Raw genomic sequence first — 18,558 nt, 5'->3', positions numbered from 1 at the left:
GTTCAGCCCCAGTAGAAACCCGGATCGGGCAGCTTGCCGCCGACGATGCCGGGGTCGAGATTCATCAGATTCTCGAAATAGATCTCGATATCCTCCCGCGCCTGCAGCGCCGACCTTACGTCAAGGTGAATGTAGAGCACAGATTTCGCGATGATTGGGGCCGGCAGCGGCAACGTCTCGCTGGCCAAACGCCCGGCCGCCTCCGGGTTGGCCAGAACCCACTCGCCCGCCTCGACACAGGCTGCGTGGACCGCCGATACGACATCCGCATGCGCCTCGAGGAAAGCCGGGTTGGCGGCCAGCCCGACCTGCGGGATTCGCGGGCCGCGGCCCGTGTGCCGGCCATAGACCTCAGTCACGTCGATGGCACGGAAAAGCGGCAGGCCCGCCGTGCTTGCCCGCACCAGAGCGGCGGTGGCGGCGGGCTCGTGCATCACGGCCACGTCGCCGCGGCCGGCGAGGTAGAGCGGAACGGCCTCGCCCGGGCTGCCGACATAGTCCAGTTCAACGTCTCTGTCCGGATCGAGCCCGGACCACTCCAGCACCATCCGAAACAGCAGATCCGGCGCCTCGTTCTTGTTCGACAGCAGAACCTTCCGGCCCGCAAGATCCGCGATCGTGGCGATGCTCTCGTCGCGCGCCATCACATAGAGCACGCCCCATGTCACGACATTAACCATGGTCGTCCCTGCGCCGCGATTGAAGAAATTGGCGGCCGCATAGGTCGAGGTGGCAAAGAGTTGGAAGTCGCCCGAGGCGATGCCGGCGCGCATCTGGTCCGTGCTCTTCCAGACATCGAAGGCGGTGCCGGGCGCGACGGTCTCCAATGCGCCGGACGCCACCGCACGGGCAAAGACCGCCGAGGGAGTGGCGGGAATGCCCCAGAGCGTCAGCCCATCGACGGGCGCGGCCGCCGCAGGACCTGCGCCGACGGGTGGAAGACCGGCCGCCCCGGCCGCGGCGAGCCCGCACAGGAACCGGCGCCGGTCGATCGGCATGGATTGGCTGAGTGGCATCGCAAGCTCCTTGACCTTTTCGGCGGCCCGAGCCGAATGGGGCAGGCCATTCGAACGTCGCACTGGCTGGCGCGGGCAGTTTGGCTCAATACACCATCGTGCTCATCGTGATGTCGTCCCAGATCTCCTTCACCGTGTACTGCATCTGGCGGCGGCGGTCCGTGTAGTGAGTGTGGAGCAGGTGATGGGCTTTCTCCGAGTTCGGCGCCTCGAGGAAATCCCGGTAGAGCGTCTTGACCTGCGCGTTGTTGTGCGACTGCCGGACGGTCTTCTTCCGGTCGACATTGTAGATCGTCTCGCGTCGTTTTATGGCCAATGGCAGGTAGGCCTTCTTGGAGCGCAGCGAGCCGCCGCCGTCGACGCAGCCGCCGGGGCAGGCCATGATCTCGATGAAATCGAAATCCGCCTCTCCGCTGCGCACAGCCTCAACCAGGGCGCGCGTCTCGCCGAGCCCGTGCGCCATCGCCACCCGGACCTCGCCGATCGGTCCGCCGAGATCGACCGTGGCGGCGCGCACCCCTTCGAAGCCGCGTAGCTGCTCGAGCTCGATATCCTCCAGCTCCTTGCCATTGACCACCGCATAGATTGTGCGGACGGCCGCCTCCATCACGCCGCCGGTCGTGCCGAAGATGGCGCCGGCGCCGGAATATTCGCTCATGTAGGGGTTGTCGAAGCTGGACGGAGCGATGGTCTTCAGGTCGATCCCCTCGCGCCGTAGCAGCCGGGCGAATTCGCGGGTGGTCAGCACCAGGTCTGTCTCCTGCATGCCATCGGTCATGTTCTGCGGCCGCACCGCCTCGTCCTTCTTGGCAATGCAGGGCATGATCGAGATCACCCGGATCTTCTCGGCCGGAACACCGATCTTCTCCGGCAAATAGGTCTTGGCCATGGTCGAGAGCACCTGCTGCGGCGACTTCGTCGAACTGAGCAGCGGCAGGATGTCGGGATAGTGGATCTCCGCGAAATTGATCCAGGCCGGGCAGCAGGAGGTGAAGGTCGGCTTCCGCCCGGCTTTCAGGCGGCTCAGAAGCTCAGTTCCTTCCTCCATGATGACCACGTCGGCGGCGAAGTTGGTGTCGAGCACGACGTCGGCACCAATCTTGCGGCAGGCGGCGATGATCTGGCCCTCCACATTGGTCCCCGCCGGCATGTCGAACTCCTCGCCGAAGGCCACCCGCACCGCCGGCGCAAACTGCACCACCGTGGTGATCTCGGGATCGCAGAGATAATCCAGCGCCCGGTCGGTCTCGTCCCGCTCGCCGAGCGCGCCGGTCGGGCAGACCAGCACGCATTGCCCGCAGGACACGCAGAGCGAACTAGCGTAGTCGTCCGCACCGCGAAGCGCCACCAGTCGGTCGAGCCCGGTGCCTTCCAGCACCAGCGCGTCGACCCGCTGATGGTAGCGGCAGACGGCGACGCAGCGCTGGCAGCGCACGCAGCGCTGCATGTCGCGGATCATCGAGGGCGAACTGTCGTCATGGACACGCGCTTCGGTCCGGGCCCGGTCGAAGAAGCGGTTCTCGGTGAGGCCGACGAACTGCGCGACATCCTGCAACTCGCAATTGCCGTGCCGCACGCAGGTCGCGCAATCCTGCAGGTGGTCGGCCATCAGCAATTCCACCTGCAACCGCTGCATGTCCCGCGCCCGCTTGCTTCGGGTTTGCACCACCATGCCCTCGCGGACCGGCGTGTTGCAGGAAGTTACGATCTGGTGCTTCTCCTGGCCGGCCTGGATGATCTCGACCAGGCAGACCCGGCAGGTGCCGGGCGTGTGGTCGATGTCGTCGAGTTCGCAGAGCGTGGGCACGTAGATATCGTACCTACGCGCGCAGGAGAGGATGGTCTCGTTCGGAAAGGCCGCGCAGTCCTTGCCGTTGATGGAGAGCGATATCGTCGCCTCGGCCGGGTCGCGCCCGATGACGTTCACATGGTCGGTGCACATGGCTCAAACCGCTCCTTCGGGGATAGGATGCTCGGTGACGACGGAATAGACCCGGTAGCAACGCATGCAGCGCTGCGCCTCGGCATAGGCTTCCGCATCGCTGATGGTCTGCTCGACTTCGCCGAACATCCGCTTGCGCAGGTCCGGGTCGAGTTCGGGATTGTGCACGCGGTAGGCGTTTCGCACCGGTGTCTCGACCACGTCGCTTGCGAGGATACTGTTGTCCGAAAGCAGGCTGCGCATGCGCGAGCGCTTGAAGAATCGCACCGAGCCGCGCTGGATCCAGTCGTCGATGCTGCGCGCCGCCTTCAGCCCCGCCGCCATCGCCCAGATCAGCGTCGACGCGCCGGTGACGCAGTCGCCCCCGGCAAAGACGCCGGGCCGTGCGGTTTCGAGCTTCGTGTTGGCCTCCACGCAGCGCCACTTGTCGAGCGCGATCCCGTCGCCTTCCACCAGGGCGCCGTCCTCGACCTGCTGGCCGATGGCCGGGATGAACGTGTCGCTGGGCAGGATGAACTCGCTGCCCCGGATCGGGCGCACGTTGCGGCGGCCGCTGGCGTCCGGCTCGGTCTGCTCCATGCGCACAAGTTCGACGCCTGTCACCTTGCCGTTCTCGGTAATCAGGCGGGTCGGATTGGTCAGGGTGTGAAACCGGATGTCCTCGGCATGGGCGGCGACGATCTCTTCGTGATCGGCCGGCATGTCGGCCTCCGTGCGCCGGTAGACGACGTGCACGTTGTCGGCCCCAAGCCGCACCGAGGAGCGGAGACAATCCATGGCGACGTTGCCGCCGCCGACCACGATCACCTCACCTTTCAGATCGAGCGGGGCGACCTTGTTCACGTGGTCATGCACCCTGAGCAGGAAGTCGATGCCGCTGTAATAGCCTTCACGGGCGGCCTCCTCGCCCTCGATCCCGAGCGCGGTGCCCTTCTGGCAGCCCAGCCCGAGGAACACGGCCTTGTAGCCCTGCGCGAAGAGGTCATCGATCGAGAAGTCGCGCCCGAGCGCCTGCCCGTATCGGAAGCGTCCACCAAGCTCGACGATGATGTCGGTCTCCATCGCCAGCGTGTCCTTCGGCAGCCGGTAGGAGGGGATGCCGATCTGCGCCATGCCGCCGGCCTGGTCCGACTTCTCGAAGACGTCGACATGGTAGCCATGCAGGAGGAGGTGATAGGCGCAGGAGATTCCCGCGGGACCGGCGCCGACCACGGCCACCTTCATCCCCTTGTCGAGCGGTGTGCGGATCATGTCGCGGGTGAACTTCAGCGCGTTCGGACCCTTCTGCTGGTCGGCGACGTAACGCTTTAGCGTCTTGATCCCCACCGCCTCGTCGACGAATTTGCGCCGGCAGGCCATTTCGCAGTAGCGCACGCAGACCCGGCCGCAGGTGGCGGCCATAGGGTATTTCTGGAGCAGCACCCCCAGTGAGTTCTCCGGCTTTCCGTCGCGGATATAGTCGATATAGCGCGGAACGTTGACCTTGGACGGGCAAGCTTCGATGCAGGGCGCCGTCATGTAGGCCATGCCGTGCTGCGCCTTGACCGGCCGTTGCGACTCGACTTCGGCCTCGACCCTGTCGCGGAAATTCCGAAGCACGTCGAGCAGGGCGACGGAACATGTCTGTCCCAATCCGCAGAGCGAGGTTTCCTTCATCTGCTCGCCCAGCATCTCGATGTCGTCGAAGCCGAGCGGCGAGTCGAGCCCGCGCCGCATCCGGTCAAGCGCGTCCCGCACCAGGACGGTGCCCATCCGGCAGGGCGTACAGGCGCCACAGGACTGTTCGGCAGCCTTTTCCATGTAGTGATACAGCCCGTCGATCAGGCTCACCTTCTCGTCGAAGACGAAGAAGCCGCGATCCCCGAAAAACGCCCGGATGCGGTTGCCCTCGTCAAATTCGTCGAAGTTTTTAAGTGCCGTGATCGGAGTCCCGGTGTCTCCGGTTTCGAGTCTCGGGTCGTGGACCACTCCGTCCCACACACCATAGGCGACTTGTGCCATACCATTTCCTCTCGTGACGACCGGACCGCCAGCGCAGGATAGCCCCGTGCCATGGGCCCTGCCGTGGATTCTGGCGGCGTCGCATGAGCCACGAAAGCCGAGGCGACACTGTCCGATCGTCGCGCCGGCAGTGCGCGGCGGCCGAGTCCATGGTGCACGTCTAGCGCGGTCGGACCGGACCGGGTAGGCGACATTTGATGGCAATTCGCACGGGGTGGCCGGGGCATCTTGCCGCGCCCGAAATCGAGCGCGCTGCGCCCGGCCCAATCGGCGGACGTGACCGTTGTCTTCCATCTTCTCTTTGTTTTTCCGACATATTCGAATATACGCGGTCCGCAGACCTCTTGCGGGACTGGCCCCCGGTTTCGACAGGGAAAGCACGCCGATGACGCTGCCAATGGCCTACGCGCCGCGACCGACATTCCAGGGAAACCGAGCCATGCCGCACACCCATCCGACACTGCGTCAGTTCCTTCTGAACGAATACAGGACCCACGGTACGGAAAAGGATCTGGTCTTCCTGCTGGAAGATATCGCCACGGCCTGCCGGGTGATTTCCAGCCGAATCCGAAATGGCTCCTTCGAGGGAGAACTGGGAAGCGCCGGCTCCACGAATATCCAGGGAGAGACCCAGAAACAGCTCGACGTGATCGCCAATGACGAGTTCGAGAGCCATTGCCGGAACTGCAGCCGCGTGGCGGCCCTTGTCTCCGAGGAGGTCGAAGAGGTGACCTGGCTCAAGCAGCGCCCGGTCGCCGGCGATTACGTGGTGTATTTCGATCCGCTCGACGGCTCGTCCAATCTCGACGTTAACCTGTCGGTCGGCTCGATCTTCTCGATCGTTCAGCTTGCCGAGGCGATCGACGCGACGGATGACCGCTCCGTGCTGCTTCCCGGCAGCGAGCAGATCTGCGCCGGATATGCGGTCTACGGCCCGGCTACATCCTTCGTCATCACCACCGGCTACGGCGTGCATGGTTTCACCAACCATCTCGGGCATGGTGAGTTCCGGCTGGTGTCGCACGGCATGACGATCCCCGAGGAGACAGAAGAATTTGCCATCAACGCGTCGCGTCACACGCGCTGGGACCCGCCTATTCGCCGCTACTTCGACGAATGCGTCGCCGGCAGTAACGGTCCGCGCGGCAAGTCATTCAACATGCGCTGGACGGCGTCGATGGTCCTCGACATCCACCGCATCCTCACCCGCGGCGGCGTCTTCCTCTACCCGGTGGACAGCGCGAACCGGGCGCAGGGCGGCAAGCTGCGCCTGCTCTACGAGGCCAACCCGATGGCAATGCTCATCGAGCAAGCCGGCGGCCGCGCCACGACCGGCCGGGAGCGCATACTCGAGATCCAGCCCGAATCGAGCCACGAGCGCGTGCCCGTCATCTTCGGCTCGAAAGCCGAGGTCGAACGGATCGAATGCTATTTCCGGGAGGACGCGTCCGGGCAGGCCGAAGACCCGGCCACCTGACGCTCCGGTCGCGCATCGGGACCTTCGCTTCCCAGAACCGGGCTCGGCTCCGCGAGACGCCGTGCCGCGGCGCGAATCGCTGCCGATCTTGATCTGGGTCATGGGCGTGCGCGACCGGATCGGCAGGATCGCCTCAGGTCCTGCCCGCCGTAACGATGTGCCCAAAGGAGATCCGAAATGAGCGGCCTGCCAATGAACTACACGACGTCCTACCGCTGGAGCGGGGAGGCCGAGCTCGGAACCTCCGGCGCCGAGGGGCGGTCCGATCTCCCGCTTGCCGGGCCGCATGTCGGCGACCGTTACAACCCCGAACTCTTCCTCGTCATGGCCGCCGAGAGCTGCCTGGCAAACTCGCTCTTCGCAGTCGCCGGTATGTCGCAGCTGGAGATCCGTGGTTACAGCTCCGAGGCCGAGGGCGAGCTGGAGCTCGAGAAGGGAAAGGGCTATCGCTTCAAGCGCATCACCATCCACCCCGTCGTCACCGTGGAAGCCGGCAAAGAAGAACGCGCCGCGAAACTGCTCGACAAGGCGCATGCGATCTGCCTGGTCTCGCGCTCGCTGAACTGTCCGGTGGAGATGGAGCCGGAAATCCTGGCGGGATGATCTTACGGCCGGGGGTGGCGGCTCCGGACGCATCCCGGAGTGCCGGTCCTGGGCGGGCGAAGAGGATTCCGGCATGACCGGATCACGGTATCTCATTCGCGGCCTCGTGCAGGGCGTGGGGTTTCGTCCGGCTGTGTGGAGACTGGCCCGCGAGATGGGGCTGGCCGGCGATGTTCGTAATTCGGCTGAAGGTGTCGAACTCCGGATCTGGGGCGAAGGTCACGAGGGGTTCCCGGAGCGGTTGCGTGCCACGCTGCCGGTCCTGGCGCGGATCGACGCCATCGAGGCGACCGCCCTCGCAGGTTCGCCGCCGCATTCCGGCTTCGAGATCATTGCGACCGACGGCAGCGGCATGCACACCGGCGTCGTGCCCGATGCCGCCACTTGCGACGCGTGCCGCGCCGAGATCTTCGATCCCGCCGCGCGGCGCCACGGCTATCCTTTCGCGAACTGCACGAATTGCGGCCCAAGATTCTCGATCGTGCGGGCCGGGCCTTATGATCGCGCGCGGACCACGATGGCGGGGTTCGATCTCTGCCCCGCCTGCGCCGCAGAATATGCAGACCCTGCCGACCGCCGGTTTCACGCCCAACCGATCGCCTGCCCGGATTGCGGTCCGCGGATCTGGCTCGAGAGCCTCCGCGCGGACACCGACCTTCCGCAAGACCTCCCGGCCCGGCAATGCGTCGATCTGCTGGCCAGGATGCTGTGCGAGGGCCGGATCGTCGCCATCAAGGGAATCGGCGGCGTGCACCTCGCCTGCGATGCGACCAATGCAGAGGTCGTTCAGGACCTGCGCCGTCGCAAACGCCGCCCCGCCAAGCCCTTTGCGCTCATGGCGCGCGATCTGGAGGTCATCTCGACATTCGCGCTGGTGACGGAGGAGGAAACGTCGGTCCTGCAGGCGAGCGCGGCGCCGATCGTGCTCCTCAGATCCCGCCCCGGCACCCTGCCCGAGGCGATCGCGCCAGGTCTCGACCGGATCGGCGTCATGCTGCCGCATTCGCCGCTGCATCACATGGTGCTGGCGGGGTTCGACCGGCCGCTCGTGATGACCTCCGGCAACGTCTCGGACCAGCCGCAATGCACGGCGAACCAGGAGGTGCGGGAGCGGCTCGTGACGGTTGCGGACTATGCCTGCCTCAACGACCGCGACATCGCCAACCGAGTCGACGACAGCGTGGTACGTGTCGACCTCGGACGACCCCGGCTGCTGCGGCGCGCTCGCGGCTACGCGCCGAAACCAATCCCCCTGCCGCGGGGCTTTGGTTGCACGCGTCAGGTGCTTGCGATGGGTGGGCACCTGAAGAACACCTTCTGCCTTCTGCGCGACGGTCAGGCTACGCTTAGCCAGCATATCGGCGATCTGGAGGACTCTTCGACCGCCGGCGAGCTGCGCCGCAACATTGCTCTCTACATGGATCTCTTCGACCACGCGCCGGAGATCTTCGCCATCGATTTCCATCCCGACTATCTCTCGACCCGACTCGGGCGGGAGATCGCCGGAGACCGGCCGGTGGTCGAGGTCCAGCACCACCACGCCCATGTTGCGGCCTGCATGGCCGATAACGGGCATCCGCTGGATGGCGGGCAGGTTCTCGGCATTGCCCTCGACGGGCTCGGCTGGGGTCGGGACGGCACGGTCTGGGGAGGCGAGTTCCTGATCGCCGACTATTCCGGCTATCGCCGGGCCGGCTGCTTGCGGCCCGTCGCGCTTCCGGGCGGCGCGGCCGCGGTCCGCGAGCCATGGCGAAACGCCTTCGCACAGCTGGCGGCGGGACCGGGATGGGAGAATGTCGCGCGCGATTACAATGGCTTGAGCGTCGTGCATCGACTGGATGAGTCGCCGGTCGAAACCCTCGCCGCTATGGTCCGAACGGGCCTGAACAGCCCGCTCTCCTCGTCCTGCGGCCGGCTTTTCGATGCCGCGGCGGCGCTCGCGGGGCTCGCCTGGGAGCGGCAGGACTATGAGGGGCAGGCGGCGATGCTGTTCGAAGCGGCCATCGATGCGATGGCGATGCGGGAGCCGGCCGAGTGCGCCTACGCCTTCGGCATCGTTGACGCCGATCCCGCCACGAATTGCCCGATCATCGACGCGTCCGGGGTATGGCGTGCGATGCTGGCCGACCTAGCCCGGGCGGTTCCGGTCGGCACGATCTCCGCGCGTTTCCACCGTGGACTGGCCTGGGCGGTGACCGACCTGGCGGCCCGGATCTGCCGTGCGCAGGGGCTATCCGCCGTCGCTCTGACCGGTGGCTGTTTTCAGAACGCGACCCTGCTAGGCTTGGTTCACGAGGGCGTGTCGGCGCAGGGGCTGGCGGTCCTGACACATGGCGAGGTGCCGGCCAATGACGGCGGGCTCTCGTTCGGGCAGGCGGTGGTCGCCCTGGCCCGACAGCAGCGGGGAGAAGAAGATGTGCCTCGGCATTCCGGGCCGGATCGTTGAGATCTCCGACCCGACGCGCAAGCTGGCAACGATCGATGTCGCAGGGGTTCGCCGGGAGGTCAACGTCATGTGCATCGAGGGCGACGCGCCGCTCGACACGCTCGTCGGGGCCTGGGTGCTGATCCATGTCGGCTTCGCGATGAGCCGGATCGACGAGGAGGAGGCCCGCGCGACCCTCGATATCCTCGCGCAGATGGGCGAGGCCGAAGACGAGGTCGCGGCGATGCGTGCTTCCGAGCGGATGCTGGGAGCGGAGAGATGAAATTCTCCAGCGAGTTCCGAGACCCCGAGCTGGCAAGGGGCGTGCTGACCGCGATCGCGCGGACGGTCGCGGAGATCGGGGCCACGGCGGAGCGGCCGGTCCGGATCATGGAGATCTGCGGCGGGCACACCCATGCCATCTTCCGCAACGGGATCGACCGGCTGGTGCCGGAGGGGCTCGAGTTCATCCACGGACCGGGCTGCCCGGTCTGCGTGCTGCCAATGGCGCGGGTGGACGAGGCGGTCCGCATCGCGCGGCTCCCGGGAGTGGTCTTCACCACTTTCGGCGACGCGATGCGGGTGCCGGGCACGCTCGGCTCGCTCAACCAGGCCAAGGCCGAGGGCGCGGACATCCGCATGGTCTATTCGCCTCTCGACGCGCTGGAACTGGCCCGCCGCTTGCCCGACCGGGAGATCGTCTTTTTCGGTCTGGGCTTCGAGACCACGACGCCGTCGACGGCACTGACCATCCGGCAGGCGCGGGACGAGGGCGTGACGAATTTCACCGTTTTCTGCAACCACATCGCCGTGACGCCTCCGCTTCGCGTGCTGCTCGAGGACCCTCACATGCTCCTCGACGGGTTTATCGGGCCGGGGCATGTGTCGATGGTGATCGGGACGCGACCCTACGCATTTATCGCCAACGAGTTCGGCAAGCCCATCGTGGTTGCCGGGTTCGAGCCGCTCGACCTGCTGCAATCGGTGCTGATGGTGCTGCGCCAGATTCGCGACGGGCGGGCCGAAGTGGAAAACCAGTATGCGCGGGTCGTGCCGGAGGCGGGCAACCCTGTGGCGCTGGCGGTCTGCGATGAGGTCTACGAGCCGCGCCGCTCCTTCGAATGGCGCGGTCTGGGTGAGATCGACCGCTCCGGCCTCCGGATTCGAGAAGCATACGCCGATTTCGATGCCGAACGCCGGTTCGAGATCGGCTACGGCGCCCGAAGCGCGGCGGACCCCGATGGCTGCGCCTGTGGCGAGGTCATGACCGGACGCCTGAAGCCCTTCCAGTGCCCGCAATTCGGCACCGGCTGCACGCCCCGCATGCCGCTCGGCGCATTGATGGTGTCGTCCGAAGGCGCCTGCGCGGCCTGCTACCAATATGGCGGGCAACGGCGGCCCGAACCGGTCGGGTGAGCGGGATGGCGGCAGGATCGCGGCTTCGGGACGATCGGATCACGCTGGCACATGGCAGCGGCGGAACCGCGATGCGGGACCTGATCGACGAGATATTCGTGACCGCCTTCGAGCCTGCCGAGATGGAGGACCAGGCGCGGCTTGCCGACGAGGCCATGCGCGCGGCGGGCGCCCGTCTCGCCTTCACCACCGACAGTTTCGTCGTCTCGCCACTCGAGTTCCCAGGCGGCGACATCGGCACACTGGCGGTGAACGGCACGGTGAACGACCTTGCCGTGGGCGGCGCGCGCCCGCTCTGGCTCTCGGCGGCCTTCATTCTCGAGGAAGGATTCGAGATCGTCCGGCTTCGCCGCATTGCCCGCTCGATGGCGCGTGCGGCGGCGGCGGCGGGGGTGGCCATCGTGACCGGGGACACCAAGGTGGTGGGCCGGGGAAGCGCGGACGGGCTCTTTGTGACGACGTCGGGGATTGGCGTGATCCCGCCCGGGCGGGAGCTCGGCGAGGTGCATGTCCGACCGGGCGACGTCGCCATCGTCAGCGGCGTGCTCGGCGACCACGGCGCGGCGATCCTGGTGGCGCGTGGCGACATGGCGCTCTCGGTCGATCTCGAGAGCGACTGTCAGCCTCTGAACGGCCTGATGGACGCCGTACTGGCGGCGGTTCCCGAGGTTCGGGCGGCGCGGGATGCCACGCGTGGCGGGCTTGCCGCGGTGCTGAACGAAGTGGCCGGGGCTGCGCGATGCGGCGTGGTCATCGACGAGGCGGCGCTGCCGCTGCGCGACGAGGTCACCGGGCTCTGCGAGATCCTCGGGCTCGATCCGCTCTACCTGGCCAACGAAGGCACGCTGGTGCTGTTCGTTCCGCCGGGGCGGGCTGCCGCGGCTCTCGACGCGATGCGCGCCACGGAGGCCGGGCGCGGCGCCGTGGCGGTCGGCCGGGCGGTGGCGGACCATCCGGGCATGGTGGTGATGCGCACGGCGCTCGGGGGCGAACGAATCGTCGACATGCTGGTCGGAGACCAGTTGCCGCGGATCTGCTGAACCGACCGAACCATGGACTCCCCTCCGCCGAGGCGTATGATCGTCCTGGAGGAAACCCATGCACGAGGTCGGACTTGCCCGGTCGATCTTTGCCATGGTCGCCGAACGTGCCGGCGGCCGCCCAGTCTCGTGTGTCCGCCTTTCCCTTGGTCCGCTCGCCTGCGTCGAACCGTCGGCGCTCGCGTTCAGCTGGCAGGTTCTGACCGAGGGAACAGCGCTTGACGGGGCGGCGTTGCAGTTTCTCGACGGCGAGGGTGACAGCCTCGTCGTGCGGGAGTTCGAATTTGCGGAGACTGTGTGATGTGTGAAAGCTGCGGCTGTGGTGATCCGGACTCGACGGTGACGCTGACGGATCTCGGGAGCGGCGCCCGGACGGTCCTGCGCGCGCCGCACGCGCATTCCCACCCTCACGGGCAGGACATCGGTCAACTGGATCACGCGCCGCATCGGCACGGCCCCGGTGGCGAGGTGATCCGGCTGGATGAGCCGGTGCTGGCCGCGAATGCCAGGATCGCCGCGCGCAACCGCGGCTGGTTCGAGGGGCGCGGCGTGTTGGCGCTGAATCTCGTCTCCTCGCCCGGGTCCGGCAAGACGACCCTGCTGGAACGCACCATCGCTTCGCTGGCCGGCGAGATCGAGATTTGCGTCATCGAGGGCGACCAGATGACCGATAGAGACGGCGAACGCATCCGAGCGGCCGGCGCTCGGACGGTTCAGATCAATACCGGGGCCGGCTGTCACCTCGAGGCCGACATGGTCGCCAGCGCCGTCGAGACGCTCGACCCCGCCAGCGGATCCATCCTGATGATCGAGAATGTCGGCAACCTCGTCTGTCCGGCGATGTTCGATCTCGGCGAGCGGATGAAAGTGGCGGTGATCTCGACCCCGGAAGGCGACGACAAGCCGCTGAAATACCCGCACATGTTCCGTGCCGCGGGGTTGGTTCTGATCAACAAGACCGACCTCGCGCCCTATCTGGATTTCGACGAGGGCGCTTGCCGTCGCAACCTGGCCGAGGTCAACCCCGCCGCGGAAATGCTCAGCCTGTCGGCCCGGACCGGTGCGGGCATGGATGCCTGGCTCGACCGGCTGCGCGCGATGCTTGCGTCGGTGTCGGGAACATCCGGCTCGGCGCGGGCCTGATCTCCGGCGGTCAGGGCCGGGGAATGGCTCTCTCCGCCGCAGCGAGGCAGGCGGGGATCTCCGCGACACAGCGCTCCACCGCCGCCGAGACCGCCGGCGTCATCGCTGCTCCGAGAGAGAAATCCGCGCCCTCGATCGCCCAGAGGTCGCAACGCTCCGGCAGAACGCCGAGCGCCCGGCCGAGGCGAATGGCCTCTTCGACGCCGGAGCCGTGGCTCGAGACCGCGCGCGGGGAGGCGGGCAGGGTGCCGGTGATGGCGTCGAAGCGCAGCAACGTGCCGGGTGCCGCGCCGGACCGGCAGGCATCGACGACAAGCACCCGCGCCCGCCCTTCGAAGAGGAGAACAAGATCGGCGGCCATGCCCTGGCATTCGGCGATGTCGAAGCCGCGATCGTTCCCAGCGAGCCTCTGCGCGACGAGCCGGCCGGCGGCGTCGTCTCCGGCCATGGGCATGCCGACACCGATCACCAGCGGGCGGGCCACCGGCTCAGCCCCGGTCGATGGTGAGGTTGAGGAAATGCGTCGCGCAGGAGATGCAGGGATCGTAATTCCGGATCGTCTGCTCGCAGAGTTCCCGTATCTCCTGCTCCGGCCGGTCGAGGATGTCGCCGATGAACTGCGCGAGATCCTCCTCGATCGACGGCTGATTCTGCGATGTCGGCGGAACGATCTGTGCCGTCCTGATCGTGCCGTCGTCGGCCAGCGTGTACTGGTGGAAGAGCATCCCCCGCGGAGCCTCCGTCGCGCCCATCCCGGTGCCGGCCCGCAGCGTGACCTCCACGGCGGGCGCGCCGGGTTCCTCGTATGCCTCAATCAGCCGAAGCGCCTCTTCGATGGCGCAAAGCGCCTCCACCGCGCGAATGGTGATCGAGCGATAGGGGTTGCGGCAGTCCGGACCGATCCCGACGCGTCCCGCCGCCGCCTTCGCGCGGGGCGGAAGCTGGTCGAAGCAGAGCGCGAAACGGGCGACCGGGCCCACGAGATAGCGCCCCACGCCGACCATGTGGCAGTGCAGGGCATTGGACTGGGCAACGTGATCCTCGGTAAAATGCGCGCCGAACTCCGCAACCGGGATGTCGAGGCCACGGTTCGAGACGATCCGTCCCTCGCCCATCGGGTACTCGTCCGGGTGGCGCAGCGACACCAGGGCGTAGTCACGCGCCTTGTCGGGAAAGTCAAAACTCGCTGTCCAGTCGATGAACGTCTCGCACATCTCGCCCGCGCGCAGCAGTTTCTCGCGCAGCGGCGCGAAGTCCTGCCTGCGGGGGACTTTGTAGAAACCGCCCACCCGGACGTTGATCGGATGGATCTCCCGCCCGCCGAGGAAAGCGACGACATCGTTGCCGATCTTCTTCAGGTCAAGCGCGAGCTTCACAGTGTCGGCATGGCCGTCATTGGCCATCTCCACGGCACCGGCATAGCCCAGGAAGTCGGGCGCGTGCAGCATTGCGGCGTGCAGGATGTGGCTCTCGATCCATTCGCCGCAATAGAGCATCCGGCGCAGGTCGCGGATCGGTTGCGGGACGGTGACGCCGAGCGCCATCTCCATCGCCTGCACCGAACTCATCTGGTAGGCCACCGGGCAGATGCCGCAGATCCGCGCGGTGATATCCGGTGCCTCGCGGAAATCGCGCCCGCGCAGGAATGCCTCGAAGAAGCGCGGCGGTTCGAAGATGCGGAACTCGGTGGCGACGATCCGGCCGTCGCGAACCGTGACCTTGAAGGCGCCTTCGCCCTCGACGCGTGCGAGAAGGTCGACCTTGATCGTCTTGTCAGCCATGCCGCTGGGCCTCCTGACGGAACGCCGGCGCGTTGGTGTTGAAGGTGGAGAACAGGCGCCGAATGGCGCGCCCGTCGGCGCCATTTTCCGCGAGCCGCGCAGCCAGCGCGGAGGTGTTGGCCCGTTCTTTCGGCCCGAAACAGCCATAGCAGCCGCGCGCATAGCCCGGGCAGAGCGCGCCGCAGCCTGCATGCGTCACCGGGCCGAGGCAGGGAGAGCCGGCAGCGACCATCACGCAGACATGCCCGGCCCGCTTGCATTCCATGCAGGTGGCATGCGGCGGGGTCTGCGGCCAGCGTCCCGCGAGAGTCGCGGCGATCAGTTCGATCAGCTGATGCTTGGATATCGGGCAGCCGCGCAGCTCGTAGTCGACCGGGACGTGATCCTTGATCGGCGTGCAGGAATCCAGCGTGCTGATGAATTCGGGGTTGGTGTAGACCGCAGAGATGAAATCCGCGACGTCGGCGCCGTTCTTCAGCGCCTGGATGCCGCCCGAGGTGGCGCAGGCGCCGATGGTGATGAGCTTCGTCGAACGGTCGCGGATCGAGTGGATGAACTTTGCTTCGTGTAGCGTCGTCACCGAGCCTTCGACGAGCGCGATGTCGTACTGGCCTTCGTCCTCGGCCCGCGTCGCTTCGGGAAAATAGGCGATGTCGACGGCCCCGGCGACCGCGAGAAGCTCGTCCTCGCAGTCGAGAAGCGAGAGCTGGCAGCCGTCGCAGGAGGAGAACTTGAAGACTCCGATCCGCGGTTTCGCGCCCATCTCACAATTCCTCCTGCATCATCAGTGGCTTCAATCGCGCCCAGTCGAAGATCGGGCCGTCGCGGCAGATGAAGACCGGGCCGAGCTGGCAATGGCCGCAGAGGCCGATCGCGCAATGCATGTTGCGCTCCATCGACATCCAGATCTCACCGGGCGCGACGCCGGCATCGACAAGCGCGCGGGCGGCGAAGCGCATCATGATCTCAGGGCCGCAGACAAAGGCGCTGGTGCTGGCCGGATCGAACCCGACATTCCGCAGCAGCGAGGTAACCACGCCGACATGCCCGTGCCAGCCGATGGCGGCATGGTCGACGGTCACCGCGACCTCGATGTCGAACCGCGCCCGCCAGGCGGAAAGCTCGCCGGTGAACAGCATCTCCTCCGGACGCCGCGCGCCGTAGAGCAGGATCACCTTGTTGAAATCATTTCGGTTCTCGAGAAGATGGTAGAGAACGGGCCGCACCGGGGCGAGGCCGAGCCCGCCGGCGATGACGACGACGTCCCGGCCCCGGGCGGTCTCCACGGGCCACTCATTGCCGAAGGGGCCGCGCAGACCGAGTGCGGCGCCCTCGGCGAGCCCGGCGAGGGCGCGCGAAACCGGACCCACGGCGCGAATGGTGTGGACGAGGCGGTCCGGCTCCGAGGCCGGGCCGGAAATCGAGATCGGGATCTCGCCGACGCCGAAGACGCCGAGCATGTTGAATTGCCCGGGCGCGAATCCGTTCCAGTCCGGCGCCTCCATCTCGAAGGTGACCACGTCGGGGACTTCCTCGATCCGGCGCGTGATCCGCGCAAGCACCGGAACCATCGGGTCGGCTTGGGGGTTAGGAGCGAGCACCGTAGACATCCAGCAATTGCAGTCGCGTATCGTGCAGGCGCTTCACGATGGCCGGCATGAAGCGTTTCATAACCTCGTAGCCGAGCGCTGGATCCCGGTCGCACTTGCCGCGCAGGCAGGTGGCGTCGAGCGAAATCGCCCGCACGTCGTCCTGCGCGCGGGCGTCATAGGTCCAGCGATAGGGCGGCACCAGCCAGGCGAGGCCAATTACGCTGTTCGGACCGATCGTCAGGAAGGTCATCCGTCCCTGTCCCGGCGCGCCGATTTCCTGCGCCACATGGCCGTCGCGCACCATGAAGATCTGGTCGGCGGGATCACCTTCCCGGCAGAGATATTCTCCGGCGCGGAAGCGTACGTTGCTGGCGCAGCCGCTGACCAGTTCGAGAAACTCGTCGCCGAAACCGGCGAACAGGGCATGCGCACCGACGATCCTTTCCAGCCCCTCGATGGCCATCCTATCCTCCCTCGGTTGAGCCGCGTATCGCCGCGGCCTCTTCGGTGATGTCGATCCCGACCGGGCACCATGTGATGCAGCGCCCGCAGCCGACGCAGCCCGAGGTGCCGAACTGGTCGTGCCAGGTCGCGAGCTTGTGGGTCATCCATTGCCTGTAGCGTGAGCGCGAACTCTCGCGCACCGCGCCGCCGCCGTGCAAATAGGTGAAATCGGCGGTGAAACAGGAAGCCCAACGCTGGACGCGGGCGCTGTCGCCGCTGGCGAGATCGTTGATCTCCTCCACGTCGGTGCAGAAGCAGGTCGGGCAGACCATGGTGCAATTGGCGCACCCGAGGCAGCGCGCTGCAACTTCGTCCCAGCGCGGGTGTTCGGGAGACGTCTTCAGGATTTCCGGAAGCCCGCGCGTTTCCAGGCGCCGGGTGATCTGGCGGGCGGCCGCGTCGGTCGCGGCCTCGGCCGCATCGACATCCGCCGCGTCCGCCGGGCGGCCGGACAGCGCGCCGAGGATCTCCGTGCCTTCCGTGCTGCCGGCATTGGCGAGAAACCGGCCGTCGGAGAACTCGGTCAGCGTGATGTCGTAGCACTCCCGCGCTTTCGGACCGGTGCCCATGGAAGTGCAGAAACAGGTTTCCGCCGACCGACTGCAATTCACCGCGACGATGAACAGACCCTCGCGGCGGGCCGCATAATGGGGGTCGCGATACGGCCCATCGAGAAACACCTTGTCCTGCATTGCGATCGCCGCCAGCTCGCAGGGACGCACGCCAAGAAGCGCGTGCCGGGTCTCGTCGACCGGGGCGGCGTCGATCCGGATCTCGCCATCGCGTGTCCCGCAGCGCCAAAGTGGCTGCTCCGGCGGGTGCAGGAGCCGTTTCCACGACGAAGGACCGACGGTGTAGCCGAAATAGGCGTCTCCCTCCTGATGGAGCCGGTAGCGGCCGCCACTCTGCGCATCGACCCAGCCACGCGGCAGGTCCGCACTGGATTCGACGTGATCGTGGATGATCGCACCATCACGCCGAACCGGGCCGAGAACTTCGAACCCCTTGCTTTTCAGGATAGAGATCAACTGATCGAGCGCGCTGGCTTCGATGACGACGGGTGTCGCGGCGTCTGCCATGGACATGTCGCCTCCCTTCGAAAATGCAATTTCGGCGACACGCATTGAGCGTCAGTTCCGAACTGCGAAGCGACTCCGTTCTGTCGCTCATCGTGACAGCCAGACCCGCTGAGTCAAGGAAATTGGCGCTTGAAACGACCACCTGGAACCAGACGCCGCAGCCGGTCTTATCCCAGCTTCGGAGATCGCCCGAGCCGCCGCTTGGCACCACCGCAGCCGCTTGGCCGCTCGGCGCAGATGTTTACGCGAACGGAGCCATACGACGGCCCCTCCCGAGGGGAATCCAACACCACCCCCGGGGCGTCAGACGATCTGACCTGAGACCCGGCTTCCCTCCAGCCTTTGGGAGAATCCGTCGGTTGATTTCTGGCCTTATGCGGCCTTGGTTTCCAGTCTCGATTTCATTGCGAAATCCCGCGGCGTGAGATTGCCGAGGGATGAGTGGGGCCTGTTGCGGTTGTAGTCCTCCTTCCAGGCTGTGATTTTCTCGCGGGCCTCCGCCAGCGATGAGAACAGGGTTTCGTTCAAGAGTTCGTCCC

Annotated in this window: 17 protein-coding genes and 1 pseudogene; 8 read left to right on the top strand and 10 right to left on the bottom strand. The window is 66.6% G+C overall.

The genetic code is table 11. The annotated features are described in order from the left end of the window. Positions 1-2: 2 nt before the first annotated feature. The 3 genes from EU800_RS06050 to EU800_RS06040 all read right to left on the bottom strand — a co-directional run bounded on the left by EU800_RS06050 (position 3) and on the right by EU800_RS06040 (position 4,959). A complete protein-coding gene (locus EU800_RS06050) occupies positions 3-1,016 on the bottom strand; it encodes an ABC transporter substrate-binding protein (protein WP_129629617.1) in 1,014 nt (337 codons plus the stop codon). Between the two features lie 85 nt (positions 1,017-1,101). Continuing rightward, the gene (locus EU800_RS06045; protein WP_129629615.1) at positions 1,102-2,958 is read right to left on the bottom strand and encodes a [FeFe] hydrogenase, group A; all 1,857 of its coding nucleotides are present in this window, start codon (positions 2,956-2,958) and stop codon (positions 1,102-1,104) included. 3 nt (positions 2,959-2,961) lie between these two features. Next, positions 2,962-4,959 carry an FAD-dependent oxidoreductase gene (locus EU800_RS06040; protein ID WP_129629613.1) on the bottom strand — a complete coding sequence of 666 codons (1,998 nt, stop codon included), beginning with the start codon at positions 4,957-4,959 and terminating at the stop codon, positions 2,962-2,964. A gap of 385 nt (positions 4,960-5,344) precedes the next feature. Between EU800_RS06040 and EU800_RS06035 the strand changes: the two genes are divergently transcribed. The 8 genes from EU800_RS06035 (at position 5,345) to hypB (ending at position 13,063) form a co-directional block, all read left to right on the top strand. Next, entirely contained in the window at positions 5,345-6,436 is a 1,092-nt protein-coding gene (locus tag EU800_RS06035; protein ID WP_371685581.1) for a class 1 fructose-bisphosphatase, read from the top strand. Between the two features lie 177 nt (positions 6,437-6,613). Beyond that, positions 6,614-7,039: an OsmC family protein gene (locus EU800_RS06030; RefSeq protein ID WP_129629611.1), complete on the top strand. Its 426-nt coding sequence runs from the start codon at positions 6,614-6,616 to the stop codon at positions 7,037-7,039. A 73-nt stretch (positions 7,040-7,112) separates the two neighbouring features. Next, on the top strand, positions 7,113-9,485 hold the full coding sequence (gene hypF, locus EU800_RS06025) for a carbamoyltransferase HypF (protein WP_129629609.1): 2,373 nt from the start codon (positions 7,113-7,115) through the stop codon (positions 9,483-9,485). Continuing rightward, complete coding sequence (locus EU800_RS06020; protein WP_129629607.1) at positions 9,454-9,747, top strand: HypC/HybG/HupF family hydrogenase formation chaperone; 294 nt, start codon at positions 9,454-9,456, stop codon at positions 9,745-9,747. The genes hypF and EU800_RS06020 overlap by 32 nt, the downstream gene beginning before the upstream one ends. Then, complete coding sequence (hypD, locus tag EU800_RS06015; RefSeq protein WP_129629605.1) at positions 9,744-10,880, top strand: hydrogenase formation protein HypD; 1,137 nt, start codon at positions 9,744-9,746, stop codon at positions 10,878-10,880. The genes EU800_RS06020 and hypD overlap by 4 nt, the downstream gene beginning before the upstream one ends. Before the next feature lie 5 nt (positions 10,881-10,885). After that, positions 10,886-11,920: a hydrogenase expression/formation protein HypE gene (hypE, locus tag EU800_RS06010; protein WP_129629603.1), complete on the top strand. Its 1,035-nt coding sequence runs from the start codon at positions 10,886-10,888 to the stop codon at positions 11,918-11,920. 58 nt (positions 11,921-11,978) lie between these two features. Further along, positions 11,979-12,221, top strand: coding sequence for a hydrogenase maturation nickel metallochaperone HypA (locus EU800_RS06005; RefSeq protein WP_129629601.1), 243 nt, complete (start codon positions 11,979-11,981; stop codon positions 12,219-12,221). Next, the gene (gene hypB / locus EU800_RS06000) at positions 12,221-13,063 is read left to right on the top strand and encodes a hydrogenase nickel incorporation protein HypB (protein WP_129629599.1); all 843 of its coding nucleotides are present in this window, start codon (positions 12,221-12,223) and stop codon (positions 13,061-13,063) included. Before EU800_RS06005 ends, hypB begins: the two co-directional genes overlap by 1 nt. 10 nt (positions 13,064-13,073) lie before the next feature. On the opposite strand, the gene EU800_RS05995 is transcribed toward hypB, so the two are convergent. From EU800_RS05995 to EU800_RS05965, 7 genes and pseudogenes are all read right to left on the bottom strand, one after another. Then, positions 13,074-13,547, bottom strand: a complete 474-nt coding sequence (locus EU800_RS05995; RefSeq protein WP_129629597.1) for a hydrogenase maturation protease — start codon at positions 13,545-13,547, stop codon at positions 13,074-13,076. Positions 13,548-13,551: 4 nt separating this feature from the next. Continuing rightward, positions 13,552-14,844 carry a Ni/Fe hydrogenase subunit alpha gene (locus EU800_RS05990; RefSeq protein WP_129629595.1) on the bottom strand — a complete coding sequence of 431 codons (1,293 nt, stop codon included), beginning with the start codon at positions 14,842-14,844 and terminating at the stop codon, positions 13,552-13,554. Further along, positions 14,837-15,607, bottom strand: a complete 771-nt coding sequence (locus EU800_RS05985) for an oxidoreductase (RefSeq protein ID WP_129629593.1) — start codon at positions 15,605-15,607, stop codon at positions 14,837-14,839. Before EU800_RS05985 ends, EU800_RS05990 begins: the two co-directional genes overlap by 8 nt. A 1-nt stretch (position 15,608) precedes the next feature. After that, positions 15,609-16,445 (bottom strand): FAD/NAD(P)-binding protein, encoded by an 837-nt coding sequence (locus EU800_RS05980; RefSeq protein ID WP_242500416.1) that lies wholly within the window; start codon positions 16,443-16,445, stop codon positions 15,609-15,611. Then, positions 16,432-16,899 carry a cyclic nucleotide-binding domain-containing protein gene (locus EU800_RS05975; protein ID WP_207209862.1) on the bottom strand — a complete coding sequence of 156 codons (468 nt, stop codon included), beginning with the start codon at positions 16,897-16,899 and terminating at the stop codon, positions 16,432-16,434. Before EU800_RS05975 ends, EU800_RS05980 begins: the two co-directional genes overlap by 14 nt. Position 16,900: 1 nt before the next feature. After that, positions 16,901-18,025, bottom strand: a complete 1,125-nt coding sequence (locus EU800_RS05970) for a 4Fe-4S dicluster domain-containing protein (protein WP_207209861.1) — start codon at positions 18,023-18,025, stop codon at positions 16,901-16,903. 399 nt (positions 18,026-18,424) lie between these two features. Then, positions 18,425-18,558: pseudogene (locus tag EU800_RS05965) on the bottom strand (transposase); the annotation flags it as partial.

The sequence above is a fragment of the Tropicimonas sp. IMCC6043 genome, from assembly GCF_004146235.1.
Taxonomy (GTDB): domain Bacteria; phylum Pseudomonadota; class Alphaproteobacteria; order Rhodobacterales; family Rhodobacteraceae; genus Tropicimonas.
The sequence above is the reverse complement of the archived record's forward strand: the minus strand, read 5'-3'. Positions and strand labels throughout refer to the sequence as shown.